Here is a 12,749-nt window from a genome sequence, read left to right as displayed (position 1 = left end):
ATCAAAGGGCATCGCGTGACAACGCGATGCCCTTCGTGTATCCGGAATTGCAACGACTCTGAGGAAGGTTCCATGACTGGTACGGCTGTCTACAAACGCGTTCTGCTCAAGGCCTCCGGCGAAGCGCTCATGGGCGATCAGGGGTTCGGAATCGATGTGGCGGTGGCCGATCGCATTGCCAGCGACATTGCTGAAGCGCGCGCTCTTGGCGTCCAGGTGGGCGTTGTCATTGGCGGCGGCAATATTTTCCGCGGCGTTGCCGTTGCGTCCAAAGGTGGCGATCGGGTAACTGGCGATCACATGGGCATGCTTGCGACAGTTATCAACTCGCTGGCGTTGCGCACCTCCCTCGTAAAAATTGGCATCGATACCGTCGTACTTTCTGCCGTCGCCATGCCTGAGTTGTGTGAAACGTTCTCACAGCGGCAGGCAACAGCTTACATGGACATGGGCAAGGTAGTGATCTTTGCCGGCGGTACCGGCAATCCGTTCTTTACCACCGACTCGGCAGCTGCGCTGCGCGCGGCGGAAATCGGCGCCGATGCGCTGTTCAAGGGAACCCAGGTTGACGGAATTTACTCCGCTGATCCAAAAAAAGACCCCAATGCAGTGCGGTTTGATCACCTGAGCCATAAAGATGTACTTGATCGCGGACTAGCCGTAATGGATACAACGGCTGTTGCTCTTGCACGTGAGAACAATATCCCAATAATCGTCTACTCGATCCACGAGAAAGGTGGGTTTGCGGAAGTTTTGCAGGGTAGAGGGCGCGCAACGGTCGTTTCGGACAGTTGATCGGTCCTTCCCGGTGAACCTGTCTAGAATATAGGAGCATTAAGTATGAGTGATGCACTCGATTTAAACGACCTGAAGCGCCGCATGGATGGTGCCGTGCAGGCCTTGAGACATGATCTTAATGGGCTGCGCACTGGTCGCGCTTCGGCGAGTTTGCTGGAGCCGATCACGGTTGAAGCCTACGGTGCCCAGATGCCGCTCAACCAGGTTGCAAATATCACTGTACCAGAATCGCGCATGCTGACCGTGTCTGTCTGGGACAAGTCCATGGTCGGCAAGGTTGAACGCGCGATCCGCGACTCCGGACTTGGTCTTAACCCAATTACCGACGGTACCAATTTGCGTATTCCTTTGCCGGAGCTGAACGAGCAGCGTCGCAAGGAATTGGTCAAGATCGCCCACCAATACGTCGAGCATGCTAAGGTTGCCGCACGTCATGTGCGCCGCGATGGCATGGATGAGTTGAAGAAGCTCGAAAAGGACGGCGATATCAGTCAGGACGATAACCGGGCGTTGTCCGAGAAGGTGCAGAAGCTGACTGACGACACCATTACTGAAATGGACAAGGTCGTTGCCGCGAAAGAAGCAGAAATCATGCAAGTTTAGGGCCGGTCAATAGCCCTGTATTTCTACTGGAGGTTGAAGCTCATGTCCAATCCGCGCCACATTGCCATCATTATGGATGGAAATGGCCGTTGGGCAAAGGCGAGGGGCCTACCGCGGGCAGCAGGCCATAAGGCAGGTGTCGAAGCGCTGCGCGAGACCATCCGCGCTGCCGGAAAGATGGACATCCCATTTTTGACTCTGTTTGCGTTCTCATCTGAAAACTGGTCCCGACCGCGCTCGGAAGTTTCAGATCTGATGGGATTGCTTAAACTTTTCATCCGGCGCGATCTTGCTGACCTGCACCGGGAAAACGTCCGGGTACGGATCATCGGTGAGCGTGAGGGCTTGGCCAAGGACATTCGTGGCCTTCTGACCGAAGCCGAGGCGCTTACCGAAACAAATACCGGGCTCACTCTCGTAATTGCGTTCAATTATGGTTCACGCAACGAGATTACCCGCGCGGTAAAGCGTCTGGTCGCCGATGTTGCATCCGGTGTTCTAGCAAATGACGACATCACACCTGAAGCCATTACGACGAGGCTGGATACCGCGGACATTCCCGATCCGGATATGATCATTCGCACCAGCGGCGAGATGCGCCTTTCCAATTTCTTGCTTTGGCAGGCTGCCTACTCAGAGTTCATGTTCTTGCCATGCTATTGGCCAGACTTCCGGCCATCAAATCTTGTGGAGGCGATCGAAACATTCCAGATGCGCGAACGCCGGTTCGGTGGCGTGACGGCGCAGGAAATCGCTCTGTGACCATTATTAAGAACGGTCTATCGAATCTCCAAAAGCGCGTTCTTAGCGCGGTTGTCCTCATTGTTGTTGCAGTGGCTGTTACTTGGGTTGGGGGAATTGCCTTCGGTATTCTCGCATCGGCAATCGGGCTCAGCATATTTTATGAATGGCAACTCATAACGGCGGAGCGATCGACGCCGTTGACGCGCGGGTTCGCATGGGCATCCCTGCTACTTGTGCTAATCGTTCTGCTTTTTATCCAGCACGTCTTATTGGTGATCGGCATATTGTTTGCCGGCGCTGCATTAGTGATCGCAGTTGGCGGCCGCGCATTCGGCTATTGGCCAGCATTCGGGTTAATCTATTCAGGCTTCCCCGCCATTGCGCTGACTCTGTTGCGCGGCGACACAGGTGACGGTTTTGCCACGATCTTGTTTATCTTTGCTGTCGTCTGGGCCACGGACATCTTTGCATATTTCAATGGACGGGCCCTTGGCGGACCTAAACTCGCGCCGCGTTTTTCACCAAACAAGACTTGGGCGGGAGCAATTGGTGGAGCTGCGGCAGGCGTGGCGGCAGGCGTCACCTGCGCCGCCTTCATCACCCCGGCAGGCGGCGTTCCCATTCCGCTCATCGCACTCTTGCTTTCGATCATTGCGCAGATTGGCGACCTCGGCGAATCCTGGGTGAAGCGGAAATTTGGCGTAAAGGACTCAAGTCACCTCATTCCTGGTCACGGTGGCGTGATGGACCGGGTCGATGGGCTTGTAGCTGCTGCGGCATTGCTATACGTCATCGGAGCAATTCTGGTGACACCAGAAACGCCCTACGACATTCTTTTCTAGACGGCTAGCTTCCGGGGCCCGAGTGGGTCGTTCGATTGATTGCAGCCCGGAGGTACTTGACCGATATGCTGCATACTCTGTTCGGTACTCAAAGCGTGTTGATTGGTACTGTATTACCGTTTCTGATAGTGCTGACCGTCGTGGTATTTGTCCATGAGATGGGGCACTACCTTGTCGGGCGCTGGTGCGGAATCGGCGTCAAGGCATTTTCCGTTGGCTTCGGTCCGGAACTCATTGGGTTCAATGACCGCAGGGGTACGCGCTGGAAGCTCTCTGCTATTCCGCTCGGTGGTTACGTTAAGTTTGCCGGCGACGAGGGTGTGACAAGTTCAACCGCAGCGGCGCCGGAGGCGATGAGTGCGGAGGAGCTTGCTGTGGCTTTTCACACACAGCCCGTGTGGAAACGCGCCGCAACCGTGTTTGCAGGCCCGGCATTCAACATACTGCTGACGGTAGCCATCTTCTCGGTGTTTTTTGCCCTCTATGGCAAAATGGTCGCCGATCCCATGGTGGCAGAGGTCAGACCCGGCGGCCCAGCTGCTCTCGCCGGATTTCAACCCGGCGACCGCTTTGTCAGTGTCAATGGCGATAAAGTCGAAACTTTCTCTGATGTCCAGCGCATCGTTTCTTCGAGAGCTGGCGATTCGCTGAATTTCGTCGTGGAGCGCAACGGTCAGGAAGTCAAACTGACTGCGACTCCTGAGCTTACCGAACAAAAGGACCCGCTCGGCAACACGATAAAGATCGCCGTCATTGGTGTCGTAAACAATCAGGAACTCGGCAACTTCCGCAGGATTGAATACGGTCCTGTCGAATCAGTTGTTCAAGCTGTGCGGGAAAGCGGCTTCATAATTGCCCGTACGGGACAGTTCTTCGGCCGGTTTTTTGCCGGTCGCGAGGATAAATGCCAGTTGGGCGGTCCGGTTAAGATCGCAACAATGGCCGGGCAAGCCGCGAGCCAGGGCATCGACTGGCTCATTCAGCTCACAGCGATGTTGTCCATCGGCATCGGTTTGCTCAATCTTTTTCCATTGCCGCCACTCGATGGAGGGCATCTCATCTTTTATGCGGCGGAAGCGATCATCGGCAGGCCGGTTAAGCCAGCGATTCAGGAGATATTCTTCCGGTTCGGCTTTCTGCTGGTGTTGGGATTCATGGGCTTTGTGGTGTTTAATGACCTTTTTGCCTGCCGATAGGAACAATTAAACATTAGTGAAAATTAGAGGCTTAGGCTGGCGGACCGATATGATCTGTTTACTATAAGCTCCGATTGGCGTGGCATGGATGCCACGCTTTCGTGTGAAGTAAACAGATTTTAACCGTAAGCCTTGCGTGTATGTAAAAACCGGCTATGACGGTGTGCGAGTAAGTGCTTAGTCCGGGATCTCGCCCGGGGACAACGAGAAACGAAGGTTCAGAAGGCCTATGGCGGCAAGTTCAAAATTCGTTGGTGCAGCGTCGGCGCTCGCCATATCAGCGGCTCTGGTGAGTTCCGGTGTAATCGTAACAACGATGGCAGGTGTAACAGCAGCCCAGGCAGCAACAGTAAGCCGCATTGAAGTGCGTGGTAATACACGTGTGGATGCCCAGACAGTTCGCGACAACCTCGGCATCACGCCTGGCAAGCCTTTTTCAAACGCGGACATTGATGCGGCGACCAAGCGCCTGTTTGGTACCGGTTTGTTTGGCGATGTGCGTATCAGCCAGTCTGGCAGCACGCTGATCGTTCAGGTTTCTGAACATCAGGTTGTTAATCAGGTGATTTTCCAGGGTAATAAGAAGATCAAGGATCCTGCGCTTCAGAACGCCGTACAGCTGAAGCCACGTGCTGCGTTCGATCAGGCAACTCTTGATTCTGACGTCGAAGCCGTTCGCGCCGCCTATCGCAATGTTGGCCGTAGCGACGCCACCGTAAATGCTCGCACCATGGACCTTGGCGAGGGGCGTGTTAACGTTGTCTTCGAGATCAACGAAGGCGAGCGCACGAAGATTGCCAAGATCAATTTCGTCGGCAATCAGGCCTTTGGCAATCGGCGTTTGAGTGATGTGATTTCCACCAAGAGATCCAATCCGCTTTCATGGCTGACACGCAATGACGTTTACAGCGAAGATCGCCTCCGCGCCGACGAAGAGGCGTTGCGTCGTTTCTATTACAATCGCGGCTACGCCGATTTCCGCGTCGTTTCCTCGACTGCGGACCTCGATCCGGCCACCAATGAATACACAATCACCATCACGGTCGAAGAGGGTGAGAAATATAAATTCGGTGGTGTCCAGATCGAAAGTTCGGTCGAGGGTGTCGATACGGCGCGGCTGAACGGTCTCGTCAAGACCAGGGAAGGCGAAACCTACAGCGCCAAGGAAGTCGAAGATTCGATCATCAAGCTCTCCGAAAACGTCGCTGGTCAGGGTTATGCTTTTGCCAAAGTTGAACCCCGTGGCGATCGCAATTTCGAGAACCATACGATTTCAGTCGTTTATGCGATTGATCAAGGTCCGCGCGCCTATGTTGAGCGTATCGAAATTCGAGGTAACGAAAAGACTCGTGATTTCGTTATTCGTCGTGAGTTCGACGTCAGTGAAGGCGATGCGTTCAACCAGGTCTTGATTCAGCGCGCCAAGCGCCGCCTTGAAAACCTGGATTTCTTCCAGACTGTCAACATTTCAACTGCGCCTGGTTCTCAGCCCGACCAGGTGGTTCTGGTTGTTGACGTCGTTGAGAAGTCAACCGGTGAATTCTCCATCGGCGGTGGTTATACGACTGGCGGTGAAACTCCCGGTCCGACGGTGGAAGGATCGATCACGGAGCGTAACTTCCTCGGCCGCGGCCAGTATGTTCGTATCGCCGCAGGTGCTGGTCTCGACAACAACCGTTCCTATTCTCTTTCGTTCACCGAGCCCTATTTCCTTGGTCAGCGTATCGCGGCCGGTTTCGATATCTTCAAGCGTCAGTCCAACGTCAGCGACAAGTACGAGACCGACCTCACCGGCGGAACTATCCGCTTCGGCCTGCCGATCACGGAAGCCTTGACCGCTGGTGTCGCCTACAACCTCACGCAGGAAACGTACGATATCAGTAGCGCGGCTATGATCCCGGGCACAAACATCCCAGATCCGACGGAGATTTCGCAAGCCTATATCGATGCTGCAGAAGAGAGTCCCTGGATCAAGTCATCGATCAGCTGGTCGCTGACCTACAACACGATCGATGATACGAAGAATCCGCACGATGGTATCTTTGCGAAGTTCAATCAGGAATATGCCGGCATTGGTGGCGACGCGAACTTCCTGAAGACCACCTTCAAGGGTCAGTACTACAAGACATTGTCCGACGAGATGGATATCGTAGGTCTCTTGGGTGTCGGTGCGGGTTACATCAGGGGCTTCGGTGACGACGACTTGCGTGTGTTCGACATGTTCAAGAACAACCAGGAAATGATCCGCGGCTTCAAATATGCCGGTATTGGTCCTCGCGATACCAGTGTTGCCGACGCAAAGGGTAGCTTCCTCGGCGGTACGACCTATTTCAATGCCTCAACCGAAGCACAGTTCCCAATGCCGGTGATTCCTGAGAGCCTTGGCATTCGTGGTGCCGTGTTCGCGGACGCCGCGACGCTCTATGGCAACGACCTTCCAGAGGCGCAAGGCACGACAGGATCAGAATGGCGTGCATCGGTCGGCGCGAGTATCATGTGGGCATCGCCATTCGGCCCGTTGCGCTTCGATTACGCCGTACCAGTCAAGAAGGTTGAGGGCGACCAGGTGCAGAACTTCAACTTCGGCATGTCGAGCAAATTCTGATAGATTGCTGACCTCCCGGGGGAGCAACTTTCCCCGGGGGAGAAAGTTAGTCGATGGCCGATCCGATCTTTTATGAGCCACTACTTAACGTGACTGTTGGTCAGATCGCGGATCTGACCAATGGTGTTCTTGTCGACAGTTCTCTGGCAAATCGGCCAGTCAAACGACTGGCGTCGATTGTTGATTCTGGACCCGATGCGCTCGTTTTCATAGAAGGCAAGAAGAACGCCCAGGACCTTGGTGGGCTGAAGGCAGCCGGTGTTTTATGCACCGACGAAGTCAAGTCGAGCATTCCCAAGAATGTAGCCATCATTGTAACCCGCCATCCCCAGCAGGATTTTGCGGCCATCGGCCGTGCACTCTATCCCAATGCAGTTAATGCGCACTTGTGGAGCGGTCAGACCGGCGTTTCAAGCCACGCGATTGTTCATCCATCGGCTGAGATCGAAGATGACGTAACCATTGAGCCTGGCGCAATCATTGGAAGCAATGTTTCGATCGGTTCGGGTACGGTGATTGCGGCCAATGTTGTCATTGGCAATGGTTGCAAGATTGGCCGTGACTGCTATGTAGCGCCCAATTCGTCCATACAATATGCGTTTCTGGGCAACCGCGTGCTGTTGCATCCGGGTGTCCGGATAGGTCAGGACGGCTTTGGCTACGTATCCGGCAGAGCCGGAATGGAAAAAATGCCGCAACTTGGCCGCGTGATTATCCAGGACAATGTGGAGATTGGCGCCAACACGACGATTGATCGCGGGGCGCTTGCCGATACGATCATCGGCGAGGGGACTAAAATCGACAACCTTGTGCAGATTGCCCACAATGTTCGAATTGGGCGGCATTGCGTGATTGCCGCCCAATGTGGCATTTCCGGTAGCGTGGTGCTGGGCGATATGACGATGCTGGGTGGAAGCGTTGGCATCAAGGATCACGTTAACATTGGTTCGCGGGTGGAGATTGCTGCTGCAAGCGGCGTGATGAATGACATTCCGGATGGCGAAAGGTGGGCGGGCGCGCCTGCTCAGCCATTCAAGCAATGGTTCCGTGAGATCGCGAGTGTACGTGCGATGACCCGAACCAAGAAGGAGAACAGTGGCGATGAGTGACAATGTGCAAGCGGACAGCCTCGGCGTCGCGGACATCCAGAAAATCCTGGCAAATCTGCCACATCGTTATCCCTTCCTTCTAATTGACCGTATCGTTGATATCGATCGCGATGTGTCGGCCACCGGGATTAAGAACGTTTCGATCAACGAACCGCATTTCGCCGGTCATTTTCCCGAATTGCCGATCATGCCAGGTGTATTGATCATCGAGGCTATGGCGCAGACAGCTGGTGCGATCGTCCTGTTCCACAATGGCGGTGGCAAGCCTGGCAAGGTCTTCTTCATGACGATCGACGGAGCCAAGTTCAGGAAGCCCGTAGTTCCGGGCGATCAGCTCAAGTTGCGTGTGACAAAGTTGAAGCAGCGCGGCAACATTCATAAATATGGCTGCGTAGCGGAAGTAGACGGCGTCAAGGTTGCAGAGGCCGAAGTTGCGGCCATGGTGAGCTTTCCTGATGAAGATGAGACTGGGGCCTGATGTCCAATTCTAGCATTCACCCGACGGCCATCGTCGAGCAAGGCGCAAAAATTGGAGACAGAGTAAGCATCGGTCCATTTTGCCATGTAGGTTCACAAGCAGTCGTTGGCGACGACGTCATTCTGATGAGCCACGTTGTCATTATGGGTCCGACCTCGCTCGGCAGTGGCTCGAAGGTCTATCCCAACGCCGTCCTTGGAGGCGATCCGCAGAACACCAAACACAAAGGCGGCCACACCACCCTGATTATTGGCAAGAATTGCGAGATCCGTGAAGGCGTTACCATGCACCGCGGCACCGACGCTAGCCGTGGAATCACGACGGTTGGCGATAATTGCATGTTCCTGGCCTATGCGCACGTAGCCCACGACTGCGTCATTGGCGCCAACGTGACGTTCTCCAACAATGTGATGATTGGCGGGCACGTGACCATTGGCAACAATGTCATCATTGGCGGTGGCGCCGGCATTCATCAGTTCGTGCGCATCGGCCATCACGCCTTTATCGGTGGCCTTGCGGCGCTTGCAAGCGATCTCGTGCCCTATGGCATGGCGATCGGCAATCACGCCTACCTTGGCGGATTGAATATCATTGGCATGAAGCGTTCGGGCATGGCTCGTCCCGAGATTCACAATCTTCGCCACGCAGTCCGCATGTTGTTCGATCGTACGAAATCGATCAAAAGCCGTGCAGACGATGTACGCACTGCATTCCCCGAGTCAGCCGCCGTGGCAGATTTGATCGATTTCATCACCACTGATACCAAGCGCGCCTATTGCACGCCGCCACTCGATTCCGCAATCGAGATCAGTGACCGTGACGACAACAGCTAAAAAAACGCCAAGAACTGATTTGCCCGCCGCCATAGCGGGCCGGACGGCGATTGTCGCGGGCAACGGCTTGCTGCCGGTCGCTGTCGCCGAAAGCTTGCGCAAACAGGGCGGCAATCCACTTATTGTTGCGATCAAGGGCGAGGCAGAGCCCGCACTTTATGACGGCGAACACGCTGAAATTTCCATTGTGGAACTCGGCGGCCTCGTCAAGATCCTCAAGGCCGAGGGAATTTCGAATGTGGTGCTGGCTGGCGGCATTCGGCATAGGCCCGAATTTCGTGCGGCCCTGAGACCTGGCAATGGCAATCTCGTCGCACTCTATCGTTTTCTGCGCGCCTTTCGGCTTGGTGACGATGGTCTCTTGCGCGCAGTCATCGCGACGATCGAATCCTATGGGTTCCGGGTTGTAGGTGCTCATGAGGTTGTTCCCGATATCCTCGCGCCGGCTCCGGGCACTATGACGCGCAAACGCGCTGATCAGGGCAGCGTCGCAAATATGCGCGCGGCACGAGAGGCCGCTGTCATGATTGGAGCCCTCGACATTGGACAAGCGGCGATCGCCGTTGGTGGCCGCGTTGTGGCACTGGAAGGTGTAGAGGGCACAGACGCGATGTTGCAGCGCGTGGCGGAGCTGCGGCGGGCGAAGCGCATCAATCGCAAGGGCGGCGTCCTCGTCAAATGCGCCAAGCCGCAACAGGAGGTGCGCGCCGACCTGCCCGCCATTGGCGTCAGTACCGTCGAAAACGCCATGAGAGCGGGACTAAAAGGCATTGCTGTCGAGGCGGGTCGCACGCTCATCCTTGGCTACGCAGAAACTGTCGCGGCCGCCAACGAAGCGGGGCTGTTTATCGAGACCTTCGAGCAGGTGCAAGATGGCAGCTGAAAGACCATTGCGCCTTGCTATTGTTACAGGTGAAGAGTCGGGCGATCTGCTTGGAGCTGATCTGGTCCAGTCGCTTCGACGGCAATATGCAGGTGATGTGACGTTGACCGGCGTTGGAGGAGAACACCTCGCGGCGCTCGGGCTCAATAGCCTGTTCGACCAGCACGAAATCGCCCTCGTGGGCTTAAGCGCTATCGTCCGCAAACTACCACAACTCATCCGCCGCATTTCGCAGCTTTCCGATGCAATCGTTTCGGCGAGGCCCGACTGTCTGGTGATCATCGATAGCCCGGATTTCACCCACCGTGTTGCCCGCAAGGTGAGGGTGGCCAACCCTTCGATCCCCATTATCAACTATATCAGCCCGTCCGTTTGGGCGTGGCGACCGGAACGCGCTAAAGCAATGCGCTCCTATATCGACCACGTACTGGCGATTCTGCCCTTTGAAGTTCAAGCGCTGAAGGATCTCGACGGCCCACCTGCAACCTATGTCGGCCACAGACTTGTTTCTCACGCACCGCTTCTGGAGGCAGCAAAGCGAAACCGCGCTCGCGATGCCGGCTTGGGCGACCGGGAAGAAAAAAACCTGGTGGTTCTGCCGGGCTCACGTCGATCGGAAATCACCAGCCTTGCTGGACCGTTCGGCGAGACGGTCGAACTTCTTGTTGGCCGCGGCAACCGGATCCAGGTCACTTTGCCGACCTTGCCAAAGGTTGAACCACTCGTTCGGCAGTTGACCGCGGGCTGGAAGGTGCAGCCTCATATTGTCGTGGGCGAAGCGGAACGGCTACGAGCCTTTTCTGAGGCTGATGCTGCTTTAGCCGCGTCTGGAACGGTGTCGCTTGAGCTGGCGCTCGCCCGTATTCCTACGGTCCTGTCCTACAAGCCGGATTGGCTGGCGCGAACCTTCCTTGCTCCGCGCATTACGATCTGGAGTGCTGCGCTCCCTAACATCATTGCGGATGAACCCGTTGTCCCAGAATATTTCAACCAGTTTGTGCGGGCGGGATCGCTGACGCGCCAGCTGGAGCAGTTACTGGTACCTGGACATCGGCGCACCGCGCAGCTTGAAAGCTTCGACAAGATTGCCAGAGTGATGCAAACCGACCGGCCCGCTGGTGCAATTGCAGCAGATAAGGTGCTTGATCTGGTGAAGTGAAGCGCTCTGCTCCATCAAAAAAGGCGCCGGATGGGCGCCTTTTTTGTCATTTTGGACAAAGATTATTTGCGATCTTCGACGTTCACATAATCCCGCCGTGTCGCACCTGTGTAGAGCTGCCGCGGACGGCCGATCTTCTGATGCGGATCCTCGATCATTTCTTTCCACTGAGCAATCCAGCCAACCGTACGTGCCACGGCAAATAGCACGGTGAACATGGTGGTGGGGAAACCGAGCGCCTTCAGAGTGATACCCGAATAGAAGTCGACGTTTGGATAGAGTTTCTTTTCGATGAAATATTCATCGGTTAGAGCAATACGCTCAAGTTCCATCGCAACATCGAGCAGTGGATCATCCTTGATACCGAGCTCGGCAAGAACTTCGCGTGTCGTCTGCTGCATAATCTTGGCACGCGGGTCATAATGCTTGTAGACGCGGTGACCAAAGCCCATCAGGCGGAAAGGATCGTTCTTATCCTTGGCGCGGGCGATGTATTCCGGGATGCGGTCTACAGTGCCGATTTCACCGAGCATGGTGAGAGCCGCTTCATTTGCACCACCATGGGCAGGTCCCCAGAGGCAGGCAATGCCAGCAGCGATACAGGCAAACGGATTTGCGCCCGAAGAACCTGCGAGGCGAACTGTTGAGGTGGAAGCGTTCTGCTCATGATCGGCATGCAGGATAAAGATGCGATCCATTGCACGTGCAAGCACAGGGTTTGGAACATATTCCTCACAGGGAACAGCAAAGCACATATGCAGGAAGTTTGTCGCAAAATCGAGATTGTTCCGCGGATAAACAAATGGCTGACCGATGTGATACTTGTAGGCCATGGCCGCTAGGGTCGGAATCTTCGCGATCATGCGGATCGAAGCGACCATGCGCTGATGCGGGTCAGAAATATCTGTCGAGTCGTGATAGAACGCGGATAGGGCGCCTACACAGCCAACCATGACGGCCATCGGGTGCGCATCGCGGCGGAAGCCGCTGAAAAAGCGCGACATTTGCTCGTGAACCATGGTGTGGTGCGTTACGCGGAAGTCGAAGTCTGCCTTCTGGCTCTTTGTCGGCAGTTCGCCGTAGAGCAGCAGATAGCAGGCTTCCAGAAAATCGCCGTGTTCGGCCAGTTGTTCGATCGGATAGCCGCGGTGCAGCAGAATACCTTCATCGCCGTCAATATAGGTGATCTGCGACTCGCAAGATGCCGTGGATGTGAAACCAGGATCGTATGTGAAGGCACCCGTGTTCTTGTATAAAGTCCCAATGTCCACGACATCCGGTCCAATGGTCCCCTTTTTTATGGGTAAGGCGAATTGGTGACCATTCAGATCGATGTTGACGCTGTTTTCAGACATTGCCGTTCCTTTCTTGCTTCAACTTGCGCTTTACCAGCGCAAAAGCACTTACCTCAACCGAGGTTCTGACCGTGATCTTGTCAGGCACGACACCGTACTCGAAAGGCACGATGTTGCAATGCAAAAATGCACCCAAATCTGCAT

Annotated in this window: 12 protein-coding genes; 11 read left to right on the top strand and 1 reads right to left on the bottom strand. The window is 55.3% G+C overall.

Annotated elements, in window-relative coordinates; genetic code table 11:
• Nucleotides 1-72: 72 nt before the first annotated feature.
• From pyrH to lpxB, 11 genes are all read left to right on the top strand, one after another.
• Nucleotides 73-795, top strand: a complete 723-nt coding sequence (gene pyrH, locus AAAC48_RS27525; protein WP_340657245.1) for a UMP kinase — start codon at nucleotides 73-75, stop codon at nucleotides 793-795.
• Between the two features lie 45 nt (nucleotides 796-840).
• Nucleotides 841-1,401, top strand: a complete 561-nt coding sequence (frr, locus tag AAAC48_RS27520; RefSeq protein WP_340657244.1) for a ribosome recycling factor — start codon at nucleotides 841-843, stop codon at nucleotides 1,399-1,401.
• 42 nt (nucleotides 1,402-1,443) lie between these two features.
• Nucleotides 1,444-2,163 carry an isoprenyl transferase gene (locus AAAC48_RS27515; protein ID WP_340657243.1) on the top strand — a complete coding sequence of 240 codons (720 nt, stop codon included), beginning with the start codon at nucleotides 1,444-1,446 and terminating at the stop codon, nucleotides 2,161-2,163.
• Nucleotides 2,160-2,987 carry a phosphatidate cytidylyltransferase gene (locus tag AAAC48_RS27510; protein ID WP_340657242.1) on the top strand — a complete coding sequence of 276 codons (828 nt, stop codon included), beginning with the start codon at nucleotides 2,160-2,162 and terminating at the stop codon, nucleotides 2,985-2,987. Before AAAC48_RS27515 ends, AAAC48_RS27510 begins: the two co-directional genes overlap by 4 nt.
• Before the next feature lie 65 nt (nucleotides 2,988-3,052).
• The gene (gene rseP / locus AAAC48_RS27505; protein ID WP_340657241.1) at nucleotides 3,053-4,183 is read left to right on the top strand and encodes an RIP metalloprotease RseP; all 1,131 of its coding nucleotides are present in this window, start codon (nucleotides 3,053-3,055) and stop codon (nucleotides 4,181-4,183) included.
• 229 nt (nucleotides 4,184-4,412) lie between these two features.
• On the top strand, nucleotides 4,413-6,788 hold the full coding sequence (gene bamA, locus AAAC48_RS27500) for an outer membrane protein assembly factor BamA (RefSeq protein WP_340657240.1): 2,376 nt from the start codon (nucleotides 4,413-4,415) through the stop codon (nucleotides 6,786-6,788).
• A 53-nt stretch (nucleotides 6,789-6,841) separates the two neighbouring features.
• A complete protein-coding gene (gene lpxD / locus AAAC48_RS27495) occupies nucleotides 6,842-7,897 on the top strand; it encodes a UDP-3-O-(3-hydroxymyristoyl)glucosamine N-acyltransferase (protein WP_340657239.1) in 1,056 nt (351 codons plus the stop codon).
• A complete protein-coding gene (gene fabZ / locus AAAC48_RS27490) occupies nucleotides 7,890-8,375 on the top strand; it encodes a 3-hydroxyacyl-ACP dehydratase FabZ (protein WP_340657238.1) in 486 nt (161 codons plus the stop codon). The genes lpxD and fabZ overlap by 8 nt, the downstream gene beginning before the upstream one ends.
• Nucleotides 8,375-9,208, top strand: coding sequence for an acyl-ACP--UDP-N-acetylglucosamine O-acyltransferase (lpxA, locus tag AAAC48_RS27485; RefSeq protein ID WP_340657237.1), 834 nt, complete (start codon nucleotides 8,375-8,377; stop codon nucleotides 9,206-9,208). Before fabZ ends, lpxA begins: the two co-directional genes overlap by 1 nt.
• Complete coding sequence (gene lpxI, locus AAAC48_RS27480; protein ID WP_340657236.1) at nucleotides 9,192-10,091, top strand: UDP-2,3-diacylglucosamine diphosphatase LpxI; 900 nt, start codon at nucleotides 9,192-9,194, stop codon at nucleotides 10,089-10,091. Before lpxA ends, lpxI begins: the two co-directional genes overlap by 17 nt.
• Nucleotides 10,081-11,250, top strand: coding sequence for a lipid-A-disaccharide synthase (lpxB, locus tag AAAC48_RS27475; RefSeq protein ID WP_340657235.1), 1,170 nt, complete (start codon nucleotides 10,081-10,083; stop codon nucleotides 11,248-11,250). The genes lpxI and lpxB overlap by 11 nt, the downstream gene beginning before the upstream one ends.
• 62 nt (nucleotides 11,251-11,312) lie before the next feature.
• Here lpxB and gltA read toward each other — a convergent pair whose 3' ends face one another.
• Nucleotides 11,313-12,605 carry a citrate synthase gene (gltA, locus tag AAAC48_RS27470; RefSeq protein ID WP_340657234.1) on the bottom strand — a complete coding sequence of 431 codons (1,293 nt, stop codon included), beginning with the start codon at nucleotides 12,603-12,605 and terminating at the stop codon, nucleotides 11,313-11,315.
• Nucleotides 12,606-12,749 lie beyond the last annotated feature (144 nt).

Source organism: Phyllobacterium sp. (assembly GCF_037994405.1).
In the GTDB taxonomy this organism is placed as follows: domain Bacteria; phylum Pseudomonadota; class Alphaproteobacteria; order Rhizobiales; family Rhizobiaceae; genus Phyllobacterium.
This window is presented reverse-complemented; position numbering and strand designations above follow the sequence as displayed.